The sequence below is a fragment of the Gottschalkiaceae bacterium SANA genome (genome assembly GCA_036323355.1).
Lineage (GTDB): Bacteria > Bacillota > Clostridia > Tissierellales > GPF-1 > GPF-1.
Map to the genome: position 1 here is coordinate 1,110,231 of AP028876.1, position 22,412 is coordinate 1,132,642.

Annotated in this window: 17 protein-coding genes; 16 read left to right on the forward strand and 1 reads right to left on the reverse strand. The window is 44.6% G+C overall.

Annotated elements, in window-relative coordinates; all coding sequences use genetic code 11:
* Nucleotides 1-59: 59 nt before the first annotated feature.
* The 14 genes from AC25CA_RS05270 to AC25CA_RS05335 all read left to right on the forward strand — a co-directional run bounded on the left by AC25CA_RS05270 (nucleotide 60) and on the right by AC25CA_RS05335 (nucleotide 15,719).
* Entirely contained in the window at nucleotides 60-2,999 is a 2,940-nt protein-coding gene (locus tag AC25CA_RS05270) for a sigma 54-interacting transcriptional regulator (protein WP_486816003.1), read from the forward strand.
* 10 nt (nucleotides 3,000-3,009) lie between these two features.
* Entirely contained in the window at nucleotides 3,010-3,474 is a 465-nt protein-coding gene (locus AC25CA_RS05275; RefSeq protein ID WP_486816004.1) for a PTS sugar transporter subunit IIA, read from the forward strand.
* Nucleotides 3,475-3,491: 17 nt separating this feature from the next.
* On the forward strand, nucleotides 3,492-3,776 hold the full coding sequence (locus tag AC25CA_RS05280; RefSeq protein ID WP_486816005.1) for a PTS sugar transporter subunit IIB: 285 nt from the start codon (nucleotides 3,492-3,494) through the stop codon (nucleotides 3,774-3,776).
* Nucleotides 3,777-3,828: 52 nt separating this feature from the next.
* Nucleotides 3,829-5,163, forward strand: a complete 1,335-nt coding sequence (locus tag AC25CA_RS05285) for a PTS galactitol transporter subunit IIC (RefSeq protein WP_486816006.1) — start codon at nucleotides 3,829-3,831, stop codon at nucleotides 5,161-5,163.
* Nucleotides 5,164-5,273: 110 nt separating this feature from the next.
* Nucleotides 5,274-5,915, forward strand: a complete 642-nt coding sequence (locus tag AC25CA_RS05290) for a class II aldolase/adducin family protein (protein WP_486816007.1) — start codon at nucleotides 5,274-5,276, stop codon at nucleotides 5,913-5,915.
* 40 nt (nucleotides 5,916-5,955) lie between these two features.
* A complete protein-coding gene (locus AC25CA_RS05295; protein ID WP_486816008.1) occupies nucleotides 5,956-7,074 on the forward strand; it encodes an iron-containing alcohol dehydrogenase family protein in 1,119 nt (372 codons plus the stop codon).
* A gap of 4 nt (nucleotides 7,075-7,078) precedes the next feature.
* Nucleotides 7,079-7,600, forward strand: coding sequence for a hypothetical protein (locus tag AC25CA_RS05300; RefSeq protein ID WP_486816009.1), 522 nt, complete (start codon nucleotides 7,079-7,081; stop codon nucleotides 7,598-7,600).
* A gap of 152 nt (nucleotides 7,601-7,752) precedes the next feature.
* A complete protein-coding gene (locus tag AC25CA_RS05305; RefSeq protein ID WP_486816010.1) occupies nucleotides 7,753-8,739 on the forward strand; it encodes a sugar-binding transcriptional regulator in 987 nt (328 codons plus the stop codon).
* A 16-nt stretch (nucleotides 8,740-8,755) separates the two neighbouring features.
* Nucleotides 8,756-9,715, forward strand: a complete 960-nt coding sequence (locus AC25CA_RS05310; RefSeq protein ID WP_486816011.1) for a thiamine pyrophosphate-dependent dehydrogenase E1 component subunit alpha — start codon at nucleotides 8,756-8,758, stop codon at nucleotides 9,713-9,715.
* A gap of 12 nt (nucleotides 9,716-9,727) precedes the next feature.
* On the forward strand, nucleotides 9,728-10,717 hold the full coding sequence (locus AC25CA_RS05315; protein WP_486816012.1) for an alpha-ketoacid dehydrogenase subunit beta: 990 nt from the start codon (nucleotides 9,728-9,730) through the stop codon (nucleotides 10,715-10,717).
* Nucleotides 10,718-10,728: 11 nt separating this feature from the next.
* Nucleotides 10,729-12,051, forward strand: a complete 1,323-nt coding sequence (locus tag AC25CA_RS05320) for a dihydrolipoamide acetyltransferase family protein (protein ID WP_486816013.1) — start codon at nucleotides 10,729-10,731, stop codon at nucleotides 12,049-12,051.
* Nucleotides 12,052-12,063: 12 nt separating this feature from the next.
* A complete protein-coding gene (gene lpdA, locus AC25CA_RS05325; protein WP_486816014.1) occupies nucleotides 12,064-13,779 on the forward strand; it encodes a dihydrolipoyl dehydrogenase in 1,716 nt (571 codons plus the stop codon).
* Between the two features lie 150 nt (nucleotides 13,780-13,929).
* Complete coding sequence (locus AC25CA_RS05330; protein ID WP_486816015.1) at nucleotides 13,930-14,214, forward strand: PTS sugar transporter subunit IIB; 285 nt, start codon at nucleotides 13,930-13,932, stop codon at nucleotides 14,212-14,214.
* 125 nt (nucleotides 14,215-14,339) lie between these two features.
* Entirely contained in the window at nucleotides 14,340-15,719 is a 1,380-nt protein-coding gene (locus AC25CA_RS05335) for an alpha/beta hydrolase family protein (RefSeq protein ID WP_486816016.1), read from the forward strand.
* 38 nt (nucleotides 15,720-15,757) lie between these two features.
* Here AC25CA_RS05335 and ftsH read toward each other — a convergent pair whose 3' ends face one another.
* Nucleotides 15,758-17,872: an ATP-dependent zinc metalloprotease FtsH gene (ftsH, locus tag AC25CA_RS05340; RefSeq protein ID WP_486816017.1), complete on the reverse strand. Its 2,115-nt coding sequence runs from the start codon at nucleotides 17,870-17,872 to the stop codon at nucleotides 15,758-15,760.
* A 277-nt stretch (nucleotides 17,873-18,149) separates the two neighbouring features.
* On the opposite strand from ftsH, the gene AC25CA_RS05345 reads away from it, so the two are divergent.
* On the forward strand, nucleotides 18,150-19,205 hold the full coding sequence (locus AC25CA_RS05345; RefSeq protein WP_486816018.1) for a carbamoyl phosphate synthase small subunit: 1,056 nt from the start codon (nucleotides 18,150-18,152) through the stop codon (nucleotides 19,203-19,205).
* Nucleotides 19,205-22,396, forward strand: coding sequence for a carbamoyl-phosphate synthase large subunit (gene carB, locus AC25CA_RS05350; RefSeq protein ID WP_486816019.1), 3,192 nt, complete (start codon nucleotides 19,205-19,207; stop codon nucleotides 22,394-22,396). Before AC25CA_RS05345 ends, carB begins: the two co-directional genes overlap by 1 nt.
* Nucleotides 22,397-22,412: the final 16 nt, after the last annotated feature.

Genomic DNA, 22,412 nt, shown 5'->3' on the forward strand with positions numbered 1-22,412 from the left:
CTTGGATGGTATGTTTCGGTTTGGCATGAGACTTGCAATAGTATGAGGTGGAGGGAATCATGAAAGAACGGATTCGACAAATTATCGCAACTGAAGACATGAAAAATCCCTTAAGTGATCAAGCGATTGCTAAATTATTGGGGGTACGCCGAGAATTGGTAACCCTGACACGAAAAGAAATGGGTGTATTAAATTCAAGAGCCCGACGAGAACGAATTTTGGCGAAACGAATGACTGAGATTATGGAAGAAAAAGAGAGTCTTTCGGAGCGTGATTTGACAGATCGGTTGAAGGCGGAAGGCTTTCAAGTATCTCGTCAAAGTGTGAGAACCCTGAAGGGAAAGCTTGATCAGCTAAACATTGAAGATGAGCTGTCAATTGGCAATGAAACGAAGCCCAATCTTTCAAAGCAAAATAGATCGAACCCAGTTGCTGCTGCAGATGTTGCCTTTAATACGTTGATTGGTGCATCCGGAAGCATGAAGCATTCGATTCAACAATCCAAAGCGGCGATGCTTTATCCGCCCCATGGATTGCATACCTTGATCCTGGGAGAAACCGGAGTCGGGAAAAGTGAACTGGCTCATGCCATGTTTGATTTTGCGAAGAAGCAGGGTGTGGTCAATAGTAACTCAGATATGATTCTTTTTAATTGTGCTGATTATGCGGATAATCCACAATTATTGATGGCACAACTGTTTGGTTATGTGAAAGGCGCCTTTACGGGAGCAGAGAAAGATCGAAAGGGCTTGGTAGAACAAGCCAATGGAAGTATCTTATTTCTGGATGAGGTTCACCGTTTGCCGCCAGAAGGACAAGAACTTTTGTTTTATTTGATCGACAAGGGTCGTTTTCGACGATTGGGAGAGACGGATGCTACACGAAAAGCGCAGGTAACCATTGTAGCTGCTACAACGGAAAATCCGGATTCAAATTTGTTGATGACCTTTCGTAGACGGATTCCTATGGTGATTGAAGTGCCGAATCTTGCGGATCGACCGATCGAGGAACGGGTAGAAATTGTGCATGCCTTGGTATCTCGAGAAGCCTTTCGAACCAACCGCGATATTCGAGTGACCAACGAAGCCATACGATGCTTGCTGCTTTATGATTGCCCGGGAAATGTGGGGCAGTTAAAGAGTGACGTACAGGTATCGGCAGCCCGTGGGTTTTTGAAACAAGTTGTGGGTCAATCCAAGGAAATTGTGATTACGGTGGATGAGTTACCACAATCTGCAAAGCGGGGATTGCTGAAATATGAAGGGAATCGACAAGCGATTGAAGAATTAGTTGGTTTGAATGATTTTCAAGTTGGGCCTGACATGGGAACCAAGAAGGTATTTATTAAAGATGGATTGTATGGATTTTCACAGGAAATCTATCAATATATAGAACAGCGTTATGCCGATTTAAAATCTCAGGAATTGGGCGATGAATTGGTTAACTATATGATCGGAAATGAAACAGAGAACAAGTTGAAGCAATTGGTTCACAGGTTCGAAGCGAATGTAAAACCGATCAAAAAGAATGAACTGGCTAATATTGTTGGTTTTGAAACTATCAGTATTGTGGATCAGATGATTCGAATTGCAAAGCGAAAGTTGGAGATTGATGGGGACCGACTTTATTATGTGTTGGCGATCCATGTTTCCACAACGATTGAGCGATTGAAAGAAGGAAAAACCGTACGCAATCCAAATCTAGAAAACATCAAACGCAAGCATGGATATGAATACTCTGTTGCTCTGGAGATGGTTCAAATCATTGAAAATGAAATTGATTTGGTCCTTCCGGAAGATGAGGCTGGATTTATTGCCATGTATTTGAATATGATGGAAAAGGAAGAGGAGGATCAGGCGCGAGTTGGTGTTATTGTAGTCAGTCACGGTACAGTAGCGCAGGGCATGGCTGATGTTGCCAATCGACTATTGGGTGTCAATCATTGCCGGTCTGTGTGTATGTCTCTGGATGAAAAACCAGAAGCTGCTTTGGCACGAACCCTCGATATGGTGAAAAATGTCGATGAGGGGCGCGGGGTATTGCTCTTGGTAGATATGGGTTCTTTGGTCACATTCGGAGAAATTATTACCCGGGAAACATCAATTCGAACGCGCAGTCTTGGTCGAGTGGATACCTTGATGGTGATTGAAGGGGTTCGCCGGGCGATGTTGCCTAATGCAGATTTGGACGTGGTCGCGGATACCTTGGAAGAGGATCCAAAATATATTAGCCGGATTGCCAAACGACAAAAAAACAAACACAAGGAATTCGCTTTGATTACTATTTGTATCACGGGCGAGGGATCAGCGCTTAAAATTATGAATCTTGTACGGAATATTACTCAGGAATATGAAGAAAATATTCATATTATTCCCATTGGTGCCATTGATGAGAATTTGAATTATTTAATCCGCACAACGATGAAGCGATATCATGTTTTAGGCATACTGGGAACAGTCAATCCCAATGTGCCAGAAGTGCCCTTCTTTTCATTGGAAGAGATGATCCACACGGAAGGTGTAAATCGACTCCATCACTTATTGGAGCGGAATATTCCATATCCTTCTCATTCAAAGGGTTCTTTGCAAGCCTTGTTTGACATCAATCGAATTTGGCTGGATGAGCAAAGCCAGGAGAAGGAAGCGATTATTCGGCAAATGGCTGAACCAATGATAGCGGAAGGGCTTGTCACAGAAGGTTTTGTCTCCGCTGTTTTGGAGCGAGAGACCGAAGGTGTGACCGTCTTGGACAATGGAATCGCGATTCCCCATGCAGACCCGCGGACGATTCGACGCAATGCAGTTTCATTTATGAGACTAAAAACGCCGATTATCTGGAAAGATGGCTTTGAGGTTCAATTCATTTTCCTATTGGCTTTCCAAGAAGATGCGATGGAATGGGTGCTTAGTCTACACGAGTTATTTCAGGATTTAGAATTTATCAATCGATTAAAGACATTCCATGATAAGGAAGTTTTTATAAAAAGTTTAAAGAATTAGTAGGAGGAATATGATGGAATCTATAGGGCTGTTGCGACAGGATTTAGTCGTACGGGATCTGGAAGCATCCAGTGATCAAGCTGCAATTGAAAAACTGGCAATGTTTTTGCATGAAAAAGGAATGGTAAAAGAAAGTTACATCAATGCGATTATGGAGCGAGAAAAGGTGTTTTCAACTGGGCTTCCGACTGGCAGTATTGGCGTAGCAATTCCACACACCGATGTTGAGCACGTGAATGAGCCGGCAGTAGCCATTGGGATCTTAAAAGACCCTGTACCATTTACTGTGATGGCTTCGGACGACGACAAGGTGGATGTGAAGGTGATGTTTATGCTGGCTGTTAAAGAGCCTCATGCACAAATTGAATTGCTTTCAACCTTGATGGGTGTTTTATCGGACCCAGAGTTATTAAAAACCATAAGTGAAGCGCCTAGCAATCGTAAAGTAATTGAAGCGATTACCAGCGTTTTATAAAAAAAGGGGGAAATACAATGAAAAAGATTTTAGTAGCATGTGGAACAGGGATCTGTACTTCAACAATGGCAGCCAAAAAACTTGCGACTCAATTGGAATCTCGTGGTTTAAAGGGACAGTTTGTCATCAGTCAATGTAGGGTTTCAGAATTGAGTTTTAAAGCAAATGATTTCGATGTGGTAATTTGCACATCCAATGCTACAGGTACATATGACACGCCAGTTATTCAAGGTTTAGCTTATTTGACAGGTGTTCAAATGGACAAGACTACTGATAAAGTGGTTGATGCGTTAGGTTTATAGAGATTTTGGAGCCTTCGGGCTTTAAATAAAATTTTTAAGGAGGATTTATTTTATGGCTATTCTTAATTTCATCGTAGGTCTTGGACCATCGGTTATGATGCCGATTCTATTGACGATCTTTGGTATGATTCTCGGTGCATCATTCGGGAAATCGCTTCGTTCTGGTTTGACAGTTGGAGTTGGTTTCATCGGTTTGAACTTGGTAATTGGCCTTTTGGGCGGAAACTTAGGACCAGCGGCACAAACCATGGTCGAAAACTTTGGCTTAAGCCTAACAACAATTGATGTTGGTTGGCCGGCAGCAGCAGCGATTGCTTTCGGTTCTCAAATCGGTGCGGTTATCATTCCTATCGGTTTGGCTGTTAACATTGTTATGCTTCTGACAAACACAACACAAACAGTAAACATTGATATCTGGAACTACTGGCATTTTGCTTTCACAGGCGCATTGGTTCAAGGCATCACTGGATCATTCGCATTGGGCGCATTTGCAGCTGTTGCGAACATGATTATCACCATGGTAATCGCTGACCGTACGGCTCCAGGCGTTGAAGAATTCCTAGGACTTCCTGGCGTTTCGATTCCACACGGTTTCTCTGGCGCGTATGCTCCAATTGCACTTGTAATGAATGCGATTCTTGAGCGTATTCCTGGAGTTAACAAAATTAACATCGATCCAGAAAAAGTACAAAAACGTTTAGGCGTATTTGGAGAGCCTCTATTGGTAGGTACTGTAATTGGTATTATCATTGGTGTTATGGCACAATACGATGTTGCAGGCGTCTTACAACTAGGTGTTACCATGGGTGGTGTCTTGATCTTGATCCCTCGTATGGCAGCAATGTTGATGGAAGGCTTGATCCCGATTTCAGACGCGGCTCAAATCTTTATTGAAAAACGATTCAAGAACCGTGGTAAAATGTACATTGGTTTGGACTCGGCAGTTGGTCTTGGACATCCTACAACATTGGCAGTTGCTTTGTTGTTAACACCAATCACGATTTTCTTGGCATTGATTCTTCCTGGAAATACGGTTCTTCCTTTTGCTGACTTGGCGGTAATTCCGTTTATGTTCGTATTGGTTGTACCGTTTACAAAGGGCGACTTCTTCCGTACATTCATCATTGGTTTCGTTATTGTAGCAGCAGGTCTTTTGATTGCAACAGACTTGGCGCCACTTCATACTGAAATGGCAATTGCAGCAAACTTTGACATGGGTGGAGCAACTCAGATTTCTTCTATCTGTGATGGCGCGAATCCAATGGCATGGGGAATCACTAAGTTGATGAACATGGGCGTTATTGGCGCAGGTGTTTTGGGCGTAGTATCAATCGCTTTGGCATTCTGGAATCGCAAGCAAATTATTGCAGACGCAAAAGCAGAATAAGAATTGGACGGAGAGCCTGGCGATCGCCGGGTTCTTCTTTTTTAAGCAGGACAAAGATGGTAGGGCTCAAATTAGGTTTGAGACAGGATTCATATAGGGGGAGTAAAGTGATGTTGGAACAATTGAAAAAAGAAGTGCTGGAGGCGGCACTGGCATTGAAAACGAATAAATTGGTTACACTGACCGGCGGTAATGTGACGGGTCGCGACCCTGAAACTGGATATTGTGTAATAACACCCAGTGGGATCGCCTATGAATTGTTGTCACCAGACGATATGGTCGTAGTGGACATTGATGGGAATGTTATTGAAGGTGAAATGAAACCCTCTGTGGATATGATGGGACTTTTGTATATTCTGAGACATCGTCCAGATTTGCATTGTGTGATTCATACGCATTCACCTTATGCAACGAGTTTTGCAATTTTGAATCAAGGAATTCCTTGTGCTTTGACAACCCTAGCGAATGAAGTGGGCAGCGATGTACCTTGCGCACCTTATACGAGACCGGGAAGTGAAACCATTGGTATTCAAGTGGTCGACCATATTGGCAACTCGAACGCTTGTCTTTTGGCTCATCATGGGGTCATAGCTGTGGGAACCAACGTCCGCCATGGTTTGGTGGCAGCGGTCATGTGTGAAGATGCAGCGAAGGTCCTTTATCTAGCGAAAACAATGGGTATGGTAGAACGTCTACCACAAGAAGAGATTGACTATAATCGTGAGCTTTTCTTGAATACCTATGGACAATAAATAGAAAAACCGGGTACACTGGGGAAAAGGGGGAATAGCAATGAATACAATTGCATTGACATTGCCGAAGCGAGTTTTGATTGGCGAGGGTGTATTAAAACAACTTGCGGAGGAAATGAAGGGATTTTCCAAAAAAGGAATGATCATAACCGGGGGAAACTCGGTCAAGCGTTCAGGAACTTTGAACCGGGTACTGGAAGAATTAGCGGCCTTTGATTGCTTGGTTTATGATCAGGTAAGCTGTGAACCTACAACAGAGATGGCAGATATGGCCAGAAAGGCGGCTCGAGAATTTGGCGCTGGATTTGTGATCGGCCTTGGCGGAGGAAGCGCCATGGACGTGGCAAAGACGACTGCTGGACTTTATGGTTTGGATGAATCGACGCAAGCTTGTATGGATCTTAAGACCTTTGACAAGAAGAATATTCCCTTTATCGGGATTCCAACAACAGCGGGAACAGGGAGTGAAATTACGCTAAATGCCGTGTTGTATAGCAAGACGACAAAGAACAAACAGAGCATTGCTGCAAGTTGGTTTCAGGCGGAAGTCGCTTTGATTGATTCTGAATTGACGATTTCGATGCCTGCCGCTTTGACAGCGGCCACAGGAATGGATGCCTTGACTCATGCCATTGAATCTTATACGTCAACTGTTGCAAATGAGGTGACCAAGGCCATTGCCTTGGAAGCAATTGAAGCCATTGGCAAGGGTTTGATTCCGGCCTGTGAGAACGGAGAAGACCGGGAGGCTAGGCTTTTAATGGCCAAGGGTTCTGCTCTTGCTGCACTGGCATTTTCTCAGACCGGTGTTGGGATCGCTCATGCGATTTCTCACCCTTTAGGTGCTGAATTTCATATTTCTCATGGGGTTGCCAATGCGATTTTATTGCCCGAGGCGATACGATTTAATCGAGTGGTTTGCGAAGGGGACTATAAGCAGATTGCAAAGGCTCTTGGAATGGAGGATGCGGAAGTTGGAATTCGCAAGTGGTTGAGTCTTCTTCCGATTCCGAAAACCTTGAGCCAAGCTGGGTACGAACGAGGCCATGAAGAGTCGATTTTAGAGAAGACTTTTCTTTCTCGATCGCTGAAAAAAAATCCGAGACAAGCATCTAGGGAAGATGTATTGATGCTGATCGAATGGTGTGAAGGGAGATAAAAGGATGAAAGTATATCAACATACACGCGTTTTGGTGGCGATTCAATTGCAGGCGTTGATGATGGTGGTAATTGGATCTTATGGGTTGTGGCAGACAATCAAACAGGTGCCGGGATGGCCTTTATTTGCCATGGTTGGCCTTGTAGGGCTGGTTTCTGCTTTTCGAATGGTGGTTCAAGGAACCCATCCGGAAAAAATCGAAATCGATGATCGTGAAATTCGAATGACATCCTTTGGTCGAACCAAACGATTCCGTTTAAATCAATTGGCGCAATTTCGGATCAAGGATTTAGATCCTCGTCGAAAGGTATTTATTCGTATTGCTGACGAAGATGGAACAAAGGGACGATATTGGTTAAGCTTTGACAAGTACAAGGATGCTGAAGACTTAACTTTTTGGCTTCACGATTTGGAGTATAAGTTAAACCCTAACGACCTCAAGTACCATAATCGGATGTTGGCTGAAAAGAAGGCTGCGAAGAATGCGAAAAAAAGCCCGGAGAAGAATCCGGATCATAAAGAGTAAGAGTGAGTGAGAACGAAAATTCTAAGGAATTTTCGTTCTTTTTTTGTTTGTTCCATTGCATGAAAAAGGAAGCCGTGTTACAATACAAGTGACAAAAGAACAAGTGCTGAGCAAATGCTCATACTCAACACAAAACATACCAGGAGAGTAAAATGGATCTAGAAAAAAAGCAGCTCATAAAAATTGCAAAGATGTACTATGACGAGGGGATGACCCAAGATGAAATTGCAAAACGATTGAGCCTCTCACGTCAAAAGGTGAATCGAATGATGAAGCGATTGATTCCAGAAGGAATCGTTCAAATTTCGATTGATGATTCCTTGGATGAGTATGTGGAACTGGAGAAAAGCTTGGAAGCAGAATTGGGATTGGAAGAAGCGATTGTTATTCAATCGGATTCTGATCTGCATATTCTTTTGAATCAATTGGGAAAAGCCGGAGCAGAGTATTTGGATCGAGTGATCAAGCCACAAACCAATGTCGGTATCGCATGGGGAAGAACCCTTGGCTATATGACAGATCACTTGAAAAAACCCCGACAAAGCTTTCGAGGATCGATCGTGCAATTTGCCGGAGGCGCGCCCATCGATATCGATGGACAAGGCGTAGTCGCCGATATCAATAAGTACTGGAAGAAACAATCAGGTGAAATCACTCGGGTCATGGCGGATGTCCTAGGAGGCACACCCTATTTGCTCCACACCCCCTTGTTTATGGAAAGCCCTGAAGCCATGACAATTTTACGTAAGGAACCCAGTGTGGCCCGAGTTTTCAATCAAATGAGCTTATGTGACTTGATGATGGTCAGTCTCGGAGGCGTAGGTCAACATCTCACTCCATTTCGAGAACATCTTTTAACACGCAGCCAGCTTGATTATTTGCAAGCAAGAGGGGCAGTCGGGAATGTAGTATTTCGATATTTCGACATTCAAGGAAGATCCATAACCACGCCATTTGATGAGCATGTTATGTCGCCGGAACTCGAGGTGATGAGAAAGATTCCCAAACGAATTTGTGTTGCGGGTGGCGAGGAGAAAATAGAAGCGATTCTGGGAGGAATTCGCGGGGAAATTGTGAATGTATTGATTACAGATTATGAAACGGCTCAGGCGGTGTTATCACTGTCAAAGGTCGAATAAGAAAGGGAGGAACAAAATGAGCATTGAACGCGAAACACTATTGGAAATGTATCTGCGTATGAATCAGGCGCGCGCATTTGAAGAAAAAGTAAAATGGGGATTTGCACGAGGTATGATCCATGGCACAACCCATCTTTCTATTGGACAGGAGGCGTCTGGTGTTGCTTCTTGTATGGCCTTGGATGAAGGTGATAAAGCTTCTTTATCTCATCGTGGTCATAGTGCGGCAATCGGCTTTGGTGTTGACTTGAAAAAAATGATGGCTGAGCTTTTAGGTCGCGCTAACGGATATTGTAAAGGCAAGGGCGGATCTATGCATATTGCCGATATCGAAAGTGGCAACTTGGGTGCTAATGGAATCGTAGGTGGAGGATTTTCTATCTCTGTCGGTGCGGCTCTCACTCAACAATATCAAGAGACTGGGAATGTAGTTCTTTGCTTTGCAGGCGACGGTGCGACCAATGAAGGAAACTTCCATGAGTCACTAAACCTTGCTAGTATTTGGAAACTTCCCGTAATTTTTTACATCGAGAACAACCTGTACGCAATGAGTAATCCACTTGAAAAACATATGAACATTACCGACATTGCAGATCGTGCGGCTTCCTACGGAATGCCGGGTGTAATCTGTGACGGCAATGATGTATTTGATGTGTATCAAACTATACAAGAAGCAGCGAAACATTGTCGCGAAGGCAAGGGACCTGTTTTGGTTGAATCGAAGACCTATCGTTGGGACGGTCATTCAAAATCTGATGCACAGGCCTATAGAACCATGGAAGAGAGAAAAGAATGGATGGCGAAAGATCCGATTCTTCGACTTCGCAACCATATGATTGAAGAAGGAATTAAGACGGCGGAAGAAGTGGATGCCATGGACGCCAAAGCGAAACAAGATATTGAAGATGCATTCGAGTTCGCTTGGAACAGTCCAGAACCTGATGTCAGCACACTTACAGAAGACGTTTACGCATAGGAGGGGAAAAAAATGAAAACAATGACGTACGCGGAAGCGATTCGAGAAGCGATGTCAGAGGAAATGAGACGTGACGAAAATGTTATGTTCATGGGAGAAGACATCGGACTATACGGTGGTGCCTTCGGAATCTCTGTAGGCATGCTAGATGAATTTGGCGAAAAACGCGTGAAAGATACACCAATTTCAGAGGCGGTAATCGCCGGAGCAGCAGCCGGAGCGGCTGCAACAGGTCTTCGTCCGATTATGGAGATCATGTTCTCTGATTTCTTTACGATTTCAATGGATGCTTTGGTTAACCAAGCTGCGAAAATGCGTTACATGTTTGGTGGCAAGGCACAGGTGCCTATGGTATGCCGTACACCGGGTGGATCTGGAACTGGAGCGGCAGCGCAGCATTCACAGTCTTTGGAAGCGTGGTTCTGCCATGTACCGGGAATCAAGGTGGTAACACCATCAACACCTGCAGATGCCTATGGACTATTGAAAGCATCGATTCGTGATAACAACCCAATTGTCTTTATTGAACAAAAACTTTTGTACCGAACAAAAGGTGAAGTGCCTGTAGATCAAGACGATTTTATTATTGAATTAGGTGTCGCTGATGTCAAGCGACAAGGTACAGATGTGACCATTGTCACTTACGGACGTATGGTTCAACGTGCTTTGGAAGCAGCTGAAATTGCGGCTGAAAAAGGTATCAGTGTTGAAGTTGTTGACCCGCGTACCCTTCAACCTCTTGACAAGGATACCATCATTAAGTCTGTTGAGAAAACTGGCAAGTTGATTGTTGTTGTAGAGGCAGCTCAAACCGGCAGCTATGCAGGTGAGATTATTGCCAGTGTTACAGAAAGCGACGCATTCGATTTCTTGGACGCGCCGGTTCAACGACTTTGCGGCAAAGATGTACCAATTCCTTACAACCCAACATTGGAAGCTGCCGTTGTTCCTCAGGTAGATGAAATTGTTGCAGCGATTGAAAAAGCGGTTAACCGCGGTTAGGTGGTGAAAAGATGGCAGCAGAAGTAATTATGCCCAAGGCTGGCATGGCTATGGACGAAGGGACCGTCGTACAATGGTACAAGCAGGTAGGCGACTCCATCGAACAAGGCGAGGCAGTTTTGGAGATCTTAACAGATAAAGTAAATATGGATGTTGAAGCAGAGGCTTCAGGCGTCTTGCTTGCGCAATTAGCAAAAGAGGGCGATGTTCTTCCTGTATTTACGGTGATTGGGTATATTGGCGCAGAGGGGGAAGCAGTTCCCCAAGCGACAGCATCAGCTGAAACAGTGGCTGCGGCACCTGAGGAGACTGCAACAGCGAAAGCAGTAGCAGCGGCTCCAGTGGCGAAAGTGACTTCCGATGGGAAGCTACGTGCAACACCAGCAGCAAGAAAGATTGCCAGAGACAAGAGTCTTGATTTGGCCAGTGTTCCAGGAAGCGGAGCCAAAGGCAGAATTCATGCTGTTGATGTTTTGGAATTCCGCCCTCAAGCAGATGCTTCTATTCTTGCAAAGCGTATAGCAGCGGACATGGGTGTGGATTTAGATTCGATTGCTGGAAGCGGTGCACGCGGACGTGTGTTGAAGGCTGATTTGATGGCGACTCAACAGCAGGCAGCGCCTGTCGTTATGGAAGCCAAGGTGGAAGATACCTTGATTCCGTACAAGGGAATTCGAAAAGTCATTGGCGATCGGATGCAAGAAAGCTTCTTTACAGCTCCTCATGCAACTTTGACTATTGAAATTGATATGACAAAATCTATCGAGATGAGAAAATCATTGGTGGATGCTTATAAAGATTCTATTGGTGAGAAGCCTTCCTTCAACGATATGGTGATCTTGGCTGTGGCTAAAGCATTGAGAGCGCATCCTGGAATCAATTCCACTTTGACGGATGAGGGCATCTTGCAACATGGCAATATCAATATCGGATTTGCAGCGGCAACAGCAGAAGGCATGTTGGTTGTGCCAGTGATTCGAAATGCGGATCAAAAAGACTTCAGAAAATTGGTTGTCGAAGCGAAAGACTTGGGTCGTCGTGCGGTGAAAGGCAAGATCTTACCAGATGAGATGCAGGGAAGTACTTTCACCATTTCAAATTTAGGCATGTTTGGCATTACGGAATTCACTGCGATCATTAATAAACCGAACGCGGCAATTTTGAGTGTAGGCGCAATTATTGAGCGTTGTGTACCCGTGAATGGAGAGATTGCAATTCGATCCATGATGAATGCAACAATCAACTTTGACCATCGCATTGTTGATGGCGCACCGGCTGCTAAATTCTTGCAGACCCTCAAACAAAATCTTGAGAATCCGTACTTGATGTTATAAGGAGGAGAAGCAATGGCAGCAGAAATTATTATGCCAAAGGCCGGTATGGCCATGGATGAAGGAACGATTGTACGTTGGTACAAAGAGATTGGCGACCCGATTGAACAAGGGGAAGCAGTTTTGGAGATCTTGACGGATAAAGTAAATATGGACGTGGAAGCAGAAGCCTCTGGTGTCTTGCTTGTACAACTCGCTAAAGAGGGCGATGTATTGCCTGTATTTACTGTAATTGGATTTATTGGCGCGGAAGGTGAAGAAGTATCAGCGGCACAAGCTGCAGTATCTGCGGCACCGGCTGTTTCCAAGAAGGATCAAGCAGAACCAGAAGCGAATCAAGAGGCGGTTGCCTCCGATGCTTATGATGTGGTTGTCTTGGGTGGTGGTCCTGCTGGCTATGTTGCAGCGATCAAAGCGGCACAGCTTGGTGGTAAAGTTGCTCTAGTGGAGAAGATCCGCGTGGGCGGTACCTGTTTGAATCGTGGTTGTATTCCAACAAAAACTTATGTCAAAAATGCGGAGATTTTAGAGCATGCGAAACATGCAGCTTCAAGAGGTATTCTCTTTAACGACGCGAGTTTTGAATTGGATATGGAGAAAATTGTTGGCTACAAGGATCAAGTTGTGAATACGTTGACTTCTGGCGTTGCGGGTCTTTTGACAAGCTACGGAGTGGACCAGTACAACGAGCTTGGCCTTATTACCGCAGATAAAAAAGTTCGATTGGCATCTGGCCAAGAGCTGGAAACCAAGAAGATTATTTGGGCTGGCGGTTCCAAGGTAGCTCAGATTCCGATTCCAGGTATTGATCATGAACGCGTTTTGACAAGTGATACGATTTTGGATTTGAAAGAAGTGCCCGAGAGCTTGGTAGTCATCGGCGGCGGAGTCATCGGTTGTGAGATGGCAGAGATCTTTAATGCCTATGGAACCAAGGTGACGATTGTTGAGTTGGCTGATGAGTTGTTGCCAATGATGGAATTGGAAATCTCGCAAGCGCTTCGTACACAATTTACGAAAAAAGGTATTACGATTTTAACGGGTCGTAAGGTTGAGAAGTTTGAAGGCCAAGCTGACAAAGTGACTGTGACAATTGATGGCGGAGACACCATTATTGGAGAACGTGCTCTTGTTAGCATCGGTCGTGTACCAGATCTTTCGGGACTTGGTGAATTGGATCTTGAAATGAATCGCGAACGTGTGGTTGTTGACGACAAGATGGAAACAAGCGTGAAGGGTATTTATGCCCCAGGCGACATCAATGGACGTCATATGCTTGCGCACGCTGCATTCAAAATGGGTGAGGTAGCAGCAGCCAACGCTATGGGTCATGCTGAACTTGTGGATCTTTCCATCGTACCGTCTGCGGTTTATCTATTACCGGAGATTGGTTCGGTCGGTTTGACTGAAGCAGAAGCCAAAAAGAAATATGGTGAAGTTCTAGTGGGCAAGTTCCCATTTTCGGGAAATGGCCGTGCTTTGGCTTCAGGTGAAACGGTTGGCATGATCAAGGTAATTGTTGAACCCAAATACTTCGAGCTAATTGGAACCCATATTTATGGACCAGCTGCAGCAGAGATGATCAATGAAGCGGCAGCCTTGATGGCAGCCGAAGTACCTGCGGATATCATTGCAGATACGATTCACGGTCATCCAACGTATTCAGAAGCCTTTATGGAAGCTTGTGCAGATGCATTGAAACGTTGTATCCACTTGCCGAAAAAAGCATAGATAGTCGAACAAAAAAAGGGAAAAGTGCATGTTTAGGGAAAGATGGGAAGTCCGCAGGTTTGCGGGCTTTCGTCTTGTCTATCGGTATGATATAATTATCCTAATACAAAGTTTAGAGGACTTATAAATTCAGAATATGAGGAGATAAAGATGAAAAGAGTTTTAGTTGCCTGTGGAACAGGTATTGCTACATCAACAATGGCTGCAAAAAAATTAGAGGCAGCTTTGGAAAAACGCGGTTTGTTGAAAGAAGTAAAGATTCAACAATGTACCGTAGCGGAACTTCCTATGAAGGCGCCGGACTTTGATTTGGTTATTGTAACAGCGCGTGTTGCTCAAAAATTTGATACGCCTGTTGTTCAAGGACTTCCATTTTTGACAGGTGTTGGTATTGACAAGACTGTAGATGAAGTTATTGAGAAATTAGGCTTATAAACGAAAAGAGTTAAGGGTGAGGACTTGATGCTGAAAATCAGCATCAAGTTTTTTTGATTACAAATGGTTGGAAGCGCATCAGCTCGTGTAGGAATAGAATAGACGGAAAAAAGGGGGGAGAAAAATTGAGAGAAGTAGAAGTCTTTGCTTGCTTGTTTGCCGGGCTCACTTGGATCTTATGGCTACAAAAAAGGGAAAAGTTGCAGAAAATAGGGAGATTGATTGCCTTTATTTCTCTTTTGATCATGATTCTGCATGGCGTGGTTGAGGGTGCTCGTTGGTCGTTACTTCCACTCTACGGAGTGATTGTACTTGGTGTAATGATGGGCTGGAGAGAAAAGAGATCTAGGCTCACCTTTGCAGGGATGATAGGAATGCTTTTACTGTCGGCTGTACTGTCAGTTTTGTTTCCTGTTGGGCAAATGCCAAAACCTACTGGCAGATATTCGATTGGAACGGTGACCTATGATCGGATCGATAAAGGAAGACAGGAAGCTTATACAGAGGCTGTTGGAGATGAAAGAAAAATTAAAATTCAATTGTGGTATCCTGCAGAGACTGTAGAAGGATTGGATCTTGTGCCATGGCTTGTGGAGGGAAGACCCGTGGCGAGAGCTTTGGCTAAGGAAATGAAACTTCCGACTTTTGCTTTGGATCAAACTGCCTTGGTTAAGTCCCATGCCTATGATTCAGCGCCGATTTCTACAGATGAGCTTGCTTATCCAGTGGTTATTATTTCCCACGGGTGGACGGGTTTTCGAAATTTACATTCCGATCTTGCAGAAGAACTGGCCAGTGCAGGCATGATTGTTATTGGAATTGATCATAGCTATGGGTCGCTAATCACTGTTTTTAATCATGGTGAAGTGGTGTATAATCTGCCAATGGCCTTACCGAGTCGTGCAGAAACGCCAGATTTTCTTTCCTTTGCCCAGCGATTGGTCAATACTTATGCCGGAGATATTATTTTTGTGCTTGATGAATTGGAAGACTATCAAGCCGGTGCTCTGGGGCCAAATTTTGTTGGAAAATTTGATTTAGATCGCATTGGTGTTCTTGGTCACTCGACAGGAGGGGGAGCTGGAGTTGAAGTTGCTTTGATGGATTCCCGAGTACAAGCGGTTATGGGGATGGATGCATGGGTTGAACCGATTGAAAAATCCCTTGTAGACAAAGGCCTTGATATACCGGCCTTGTTTTTGAGAAGTGAGCAGTGGGAAAATGGAGAAAATGATGGAGTTTTGCTGCCTTTGCTTGAAGAAAGCTCGGGTCCAATTACCTTACTCCAAGTCGATGGTACTTTCCATTTAGATTTTTCCATGGCCTATATGTATTCGCCAGTTACATCGGAACTTGGGATTACGGGTCCTTTAAATCCAAAAGAATCTGCTATCATACAGCGAGAACTTGCCAGGCAATTTTTTGAAAGACAGTTGCAAGAATCGACAAGCCCATGGAAAATCGATCAATGGGAGGCCGTTCGAAAAATCTATGAAGAAAAATAAAAACCCCGAATTCTCCTTTGAAGAATTCGGGGTTTTCCTTATTCATTGATTGGTTCGGGAGCCTTGTCCGATTCTTCCGGATCAACAAGTGACTCTTCTGATTCTTCTTGTTCAACTGGTGGTTCTTCCGGATTTTGATGTTTTTCAATCAATGTACGGAAGGTATCACCGGTAATGGTTTCGTGTTCCATCAGATACTCAGATACTTCACGAAGTAGCGATTCATTTTCCTTGAGCAAGGCAGTCGCACGATCGTGCTGTTCGCGGATCATAAGTCGGATCTCGCGGTCTACTTCTTCTGCTGTGGCATCCGAGCACTCCAGTACCCGATTGGATCCTAGGTATTGACTCTCGACACGTTCAAGACCAACCATGCCAAATTTGTCGCTCATACCGTAGAGGGTGATCATGGTTCTTGCTGTTTGTGTTGCTTGGGTAATATCGTTGGATGCACCCGTTGATTTTTGTCCAAAGATGATTTCTTCAGCAACTCGACCGGACAACATAACAGCGATGCGATCTAGCATTTCTTCCTTGGTAATCAAGAATTTTTCTTCACCAGGTAATTGCATGGTGTAACCAAGGGCCCCTTTGGTTCGAGGTACGATGGTAATCTTGTGAACAGGGTCAGCATTTTCAAGAAGTTCTCCTGCAAGGGCATGACCGACTTCGTGGAAAGCAACCCTCTTTTTCGTATCGTCCGAAAGAATTCGATCTTTCTTTTGTTCTCCAGCGATAACCACTTCGATTGCTTCTTCCAAATCTTCTTGGGCCACAGCGCTTCGTTTGAATCGTACAGCACGAATAGCGGCTTCGTTTATAATATTGGCAAGTTCTGCACCACTTGCTCCAGCTGATGCTTTAGCAATGGCCTCAAAATTTACATCTTCACCAAGTTTTACAGCCTTGGAATGAAGTTCAAGAATGGCGATTCTTCCCGGTAGATCGGGTCGCTCAACAACGATTTGACGGTCGAAACGGCCAGGCCGCAAGAGGGCGGGATCTAAAATTTCTGGTCGATTGGTAGCACCAAGAATGACGACGCCATTGGAGGAATCAAAGCCATCCATTTCTTTTAGTAATTGGTTTAAGGTTTGTTCTCGTTCGTCGTTTCCGCCCATCATCCCGTCGCGGCGTTTGCCTACGGCGTCTATCTCATCGATAAAGACAATGCAAGGTGCTTTTTCATTGGCCTGCTTAAAGAGGTCACGGACCTTTGCTGCGCCGGCACCGACGAACATTTGTACAAATTCCGAACCCGAGATGGAGAAGAAAGGTACCTTGGCCTCACCAGCAACGGCTTTTGCCAAAAGTGTTTTACCTGTTCCTGGAGGACCAACAAGCAAGGCTCCCTTTGGAAGTTTTGCTCCGATGGAACGGTATTTCTCTGGTTGATTTAGAAAGGTAACAATTTCGAGCAGGGAGTCTTTCGATTCCTGCTGACCTGCCACATCCTTAAAGGTAAGTCCAGTTTGATCTTCAGCGTAAATTTTGGCATTGGATTTGCCAAAGTCCATAACACCACCGCCACCTCTTTTGGTGATGCTGCCTAATAAGAAGCGCCACATAAAGAAGAAAAGGGCCATGGGTAAAATCCAGGTTAGTAGAAAGTTCAAATACGGATTGTTCTCAACAGAAACACCGCCGTATTTTTCAACACCCCAAACCTTTAGATTGGCTAAAAGTTCTGGATCATTTACGCGATCTGTATAAACTTCTTTGTCCATGCTTTGGACTGTAGTAATTTTTTTTGATAGGGCGACTTCAGCATCACTGGGAAGGACAACATCGTCTTCTAAAGTAATGTAGATTTTGTCGCTGGCAATTTGTACTTCTTCAATGACTCCGTAGGAGCCGAGGGCTTCGAATTCACTGTATTCTAATTCCTGCGTGGTGCGATTGGAGAAGAACAGGTTGGCGATAACGATACCAACAAAGATCATGGCAAGAAAGCCATAGTTAAAGGGTTTTTTTATTTTTCCAGTTGGTAACTTTGGTATTCGATTGCTGTTCTTGTTTTGACCATCTTTTTCAGGTCCTTTTGGGGGCCATGCGGAATGACGGTTGTCTTGTTTCTCATCCTGGTTGGAATCTGAATCTTTCGGCAACCAAGGTTTTGCTAGTCTTCTATTATTATTATTATTATTGTCCATATTCTCACATTCCTTTCAATGGTATGACTTTATCAAATAACACTCTTGAAAACAAGAAAGAACCGATAAATATCCCTTAAACTTTTTTTAAACATTGACATTGAACCCTTTGAATGGTATCTTAAGGAAAAGAATCTTTAAACTAGTACGAGATACTGGTAAGGTGATCATTCAAATAGTTGGAGACAACTATGTTTATTTGAGCGATTTATGCCTTCCGGATTCCGGGAGGCTTTTTCTTTTAATTCGACCCAGAGAGGCGAAAAGGAGGGGTTTTATGAAAGCGACACTAATCTTAGAAAATGGCCGCGTATTTCGCGGTGAGGCCTTTGGCTATCGACACGATGTAACCGCAGAAATTGTTTTTCAAACCGGCATGACCGGATATCAAGAGGTGTTGACGGATCCGTCCTATTATGGACAGGCCGTGGTTATGACACACCCGCATATTGGAAACTATGGGGTCAATCTTGATGTGAGCCAGGGACGTACCGCCTTTGCCAGCGCATTGATTGTTCGATCTCGCGCTCAAGCGACACGTCATTATAAAGAAGAAATGGATTTGGATTCCTTTATGAAGTATCACCATGTTGTTGGTCTTCAAGGTATTGATACCCGGGCATTGACCAAAGAAATCCGGGTCAAGGGAACCATGAAGGCATTAATTACTTTCTCGCCTTTAAGCAAGCGTCAGATTGAAGAGCGTTTTAGACGATTCGATTTGAAGCGTCATGCCATGGAAACAACCTGCTCTGCGACTTATCAACGCGGTGGAGACGGACGTCAAATTGCGGTAATGGATTTTGGAATCAAGGAAAATATCCTAAGGGAATTGGAAAAACGAAATTGCAAGATGACAATCTTTCCAGCGGATACGCCAGCAGCGACTGTGCTGGAAATGAATCCAGAGGGTATTGTTCTTTCCAATGGTCCTGGAGATCCAATGGATTTGCCGGATATTATTGAAGAAGTGAAAAAACTAATGACAGTCAAACCCGTACTGGGTATCTGTCTGGGACATCAATTGTTGTGTCTGGCAACGGACGGGAAAACGGGCAAACTTTCTTTCGGTCATCATGGGTCCAATCATCCAGTGGAGCGCTTGGAAGACGGCATGACCTTTATAACAGCACAAAACCACAACTATACAGTTGTAGAAATGCCTTCTGTTATGGAATGCACCTACCGCAATCTGAACGATGACAGTGTAGAGGGAATGAAGCATAAAACCCTACCTGTGATTTCGGTTCAGTTTCATCCGGAAGCAGGTCCGGGTCCTTATGATGCGGAAGATGTTTTCGATGCATTCATGACAATGATGGGAGGTCAATAATGAAAAACAATCAAGATAAAAAGGTATTGGTACTTGGTTCTGGTCCCATCGTAATAGGACAGGCAGCAGAGTTTGACTATTCCGGTACCCAAGCGTGCCGTGCATTGAAGGAAGAAGGTTGTGAGGTAATTTTGGCCAACTCCAATCCGGCAACGATTATGACGGATCCGGAGATTGCTGATCGTGTTTACATTGAACCGTTGACCGTGGATTGGATGGAGGCATTGATTGAGAAGGAACGGCCCGACGCGCTTTTGGCCAATGTTGGGGGACAGACAGCTTTAAATCTGGCCATGGACTTGGCGAATAAGGGTGTTTTGAAGCAATATAATGTTGAAATGCTGGGTACTTCTATCGAAGGAATTTATAGAGGTGAAGACCGGGAAGCGTTCCGTGCTTTGATGAAAGAAATTGGTGAGCCAATTATCGAGTCTCAGATTGTGACAACGGTGGAAGGCGGACAAGCCTTTGCTGATCGTCTAGGCTACCCTGTAGTTGTGCGTCCAGCTTATACCCTGGGCGGATCCGGAGGCGGCATTGCGAAAACGGAAAAGGAACTCTTGGAAATTCTGCCGGAAGGCTTACAGCGTTCCCCTGTTACTCAGTGTTTGGTGGAACGGGCGATTCTAGGTTGGAAAGAAGTTGAATACGAGATCATGCGGGATTATCAGGGCAATCGCATTGTGGTCTGTAATATGGAAAACATCGATCCTGTGGGGATTCATACGGGTGACAGCATTGTTGTGGCACCAAGCCAAACCCTATCGGATACGGAATACTATATGCTGAGAACGGCATCCTTTCATATCGTGGATGCGGTGGAAATTATTGGCGGATGTAATGTGCAATTTGCCCTTCATCCGGTAACCGGCGAGTATGCTGTTATTGAGGTCAATCCTCGGGTGTCTAGGTCCTCGGCATTGGCTTCTAAGGCAACGGGCTATCCCATTGCCAAGGTGGCAACGAAACTCGCTTTAGGATACCGTCTGGCGGATGTAGAAAACTCCATTACCAAAAAGACAACGGCCTTTTTTGAACCAGCTCTGGACTATATTGTTGTGAAGTTGCCCAAATGGCCATTTGATAAGTTTCCAGTGGCAAAGCGGACTCTGGGAACGCGAATGATGGCGACGGGGGAATCCATGTCCATCGGAGCAAACTTCTCTCAGGCACTTTTAAAGGGGATCCGTTCCATCAATCCCAAAAGACAAACCCTGACAGATCCTGCTTTATTCAATGTGTCTTTTGACAAATTAAAACTAGCGGTAGAATCACCCAATGATGAGAGACTCTTTCATCTAGCGGAATTGATACGCCGTCGATACGGTCTTGATCGTTTGGAACAGATGACGGGCATTATGCGATTTTTCTTGGCGGCGTTCGAAACGATTATTCAGGAAGAGGAAGCTTTGCGCAGTCAAATGGTGGGCGAGCTTTCAGTAGATAAGTTGCTCGAATTAAAACGCTTAGGATTTTCAGATGCCGGTATTGCGGATTTATTGGACACGGATCAAGCAGCGATTCGCCAGATGAGAAAAGAAAATAAAATCAAAGCGACCTTTAAAATGGTAGATACTTGTGCGGGTGAATTTGAAGCGGTATCCCCCTACTTCTACTCGACTTATGAGGAAGAAGATGAAGGTCCAGTGACGGATCGAAAGAAGATTGTGGTTCTAGGTTCCGGTCCCATTCGCATCGGACAGGGCATCGAGTTTGATTATGCGTCGGTGCACGCCATGCAAGCCTTGGAGCGACAGGGATATGAAACCATTATGATTAACTGCAACCCGGAAACCGTAAGTACGGATTTCGACTTGGCGGATCGACTCTACTTTGAGCCGATTACCTTTGAAGAGGTGATGAATGTCATTGAGAAGGAAAGGCCAGAAGGGGTTATGGTACAGTTTGGCGGACAGACTGCCATTGACTTGGTGGAAAGTTTGTCTGATGAAGGGGTTAAGATATTTGGTTCCTCTTATGAAGCCATTAATCTAGCAGAAGAGAGAAAAGATTTTGATCAATTGCTTGAGCAGCTGGGATTGCCGCGACCCAAAGCGGGAACGACGCGGGATTTGAACGAGGGATTGGCTATTGCAAAATCTTTCGGTTATCCGGTTCTTGCAAGACCTTCTTATGTGATCGGCGGACAGGGCATGGCAATTTTGGCCAATGAAGAAGAATTACAGCGTTATTTGGAAAATTTCTTTATCCAGTATCAGGATGGACGGGTGCAGATTGATCAGTATATTCAGGGTAAGGAATTAGAAGTGGATGTGATCTCGGATGGGGAAAATTGTTTGATCCCAGCGATCATGACTCACCTTGAACCTTCGGGAGTCCATTCCGGAGACAGTATTACAATTTTACCGTCGCCGTTTTTGGAACAAGAAATCATCGATCAGGCGGTGAATGCGTCTGAGAAGCTTGCGGCCGGATTAAAGGCGGTTGGATTCTTGAATATCCAGATGATCTGGGCCGATAAGCTCTATGTGATTGAAGCAAACCCTCGGGCATCAAGAACCTTGCCGATCTTATCCAAAGTAACAGAGGTGCCGATGACGGAGATTGCAATCCGTGTCATGCTAGGGGAAGAGTTGAAAGATTTGGGTTTTGGAACGGGTCTAATGGAAGCGAAACTGCCGTATGCCGTCAAGGTGCCGGTATTTTCCATGGAGAAGTTACCAGGAGCAGAAGTTATGTTGGGACCAGAAATGCGTTCAACTGGCGAGGTTTTGGGATTAGGGACAACACCGGAAGAGGCGATGCGAAAGGGTATGATCGCCGCTGGGGTGCCATTCCCAGAAAAAATCCGAATTCTTGCTATGGTACGGGATGTGGAAAAGCCGCGACTTCAGGAAATTATCAAGGGAACCCAAGGTTTGCAGGTGGAATGGACAGCGACTGGGGGAACAGCGAAGCTTTTTGAGGATGAGGGAATTACCTGTTCGAAAGTGGAGAAGATTCAGCAGAACGATGAATTGTTAACAGAGATTCGTCAAGGTGATTATGATTGGGTCTTAAATCTGCCGACCAAGGGAAACGATGCAACGCGGGATGGATTTTTGATTCGCCGTGCAACCCTTGAATCGGGGAAAACTCTATTTACCTCTTTTGAAACTTTTGAAACTGCCTTCGGCCAGTGGCAATTGGTGGAAGCTGAAAAACGATTCTATCCATTGATGAAAAAATAAAGGGTCAAGTTATTGA

Coding starts and splice junctions, on each gene's coding strand:
- AC25CA_RS05270 (WP_486816003.1), top strand. CDS start 60: ATGAAAGAACGGATTCGACAAATTATCGCAACTGAAGACATGAAAAAT.
- AC25CA_RS05280 (WP_486816005.1), top strand. CDS start 3,492: ATGAAAAAGATTTTAGTAGCATGTGGAACAGGGATCTGTACTTCAACA.
- carB (WP_486816019.1), top strand. CDS start 19,205: ATGAAAAACAATCAAGATAAAAAGGTATTGGTACTTGGTTCTGGTCCC.
- AC25CA_RS05300 (WP_486816009.1), top strand. CDS start 7,079: ATGAAAGTATATCAACATACACGCGTTTTGGTGGCGATTCAATTGCAG.
- AC25CA_RS05305 (WP_486816010.1), top strand. CDS start 7,753: ATGGATCTAGAAAAAAAGCAGCTCATAAAAATTGCAAAGATGTACTAT.
- AC25CA_RS05285 (WP_486816006.1), top strand. CDS start 3,829: ATGGCTATTCTTAATTTCATCGTAGGTCTTGGACCATCGGTTATGATG.
- AC25CA_RS05315 (WP_486816012.1), top strand. CDS start 9,728: ATGAAAACAATGACGTACGCGGAAGCGATTCGAGAAGCGATGTCAGAG.
- AC25CA_RS05330 (WP_486816015.1), top strand. CDS start 13,930: ATGAAAAGAGTTTTAGTTGCCTGTGGAACAGGTATTGCTACATCAACA.
- ftsH (WP_486816017.1), bottom strand. CDS start 17,872: ATGGACAATAATAATAATAATAATAGAAGACTAGCAAAACCTTGGTTG.
- AC25CA_RS05320 (WP_486816013.1), top strand. CDS start 10,729: ATGGCAGCAGAAGTAATTATGCCCAAGGCTGGCATGGCTATGGACGAA.
- AC25CA_RS05290 (WP_486816007.1), top strand. CDS start 5,274: ATGTTGGAACAATTGAAAAAAGAAGTGCTGGAGGCGGCACTGGCATTG.
- AC25CA_RS05275 (WP_486816004.1), top strand. CDS start 3,010: ATGATGGAATCTATAGGGCTGTTGCGACAGGATTTAGTCGTACGGGAT.
- lpdA (WP_486816014.1), top strand. CDS start 12,064: ATGGCAGCAGAAATTATTATGCCAAAGGCCGGTATGGCCATGGATGAA.
- AC25CA_RS05295 (WP_486816008.1), top strand. CDS start 5,956: ATGAATACAATTGCATTGACATTGCCGAAGCGAGTTTTGATTGGCGAG.
- AC25CA_RS05345 (WP_486816018.1), top strand. CDS start 18,150: ATGAAAGCGACACTAATCTTAGAAAATGGCCGCGTATTTCGCGGTGAG.
- AC25CA_RS05310 (WP_486816011.1), top strand. CDS start 8,756: ATGAGCATTGAACGCGAAACACTATTGGAAATGTATCTGCGTATGAAT.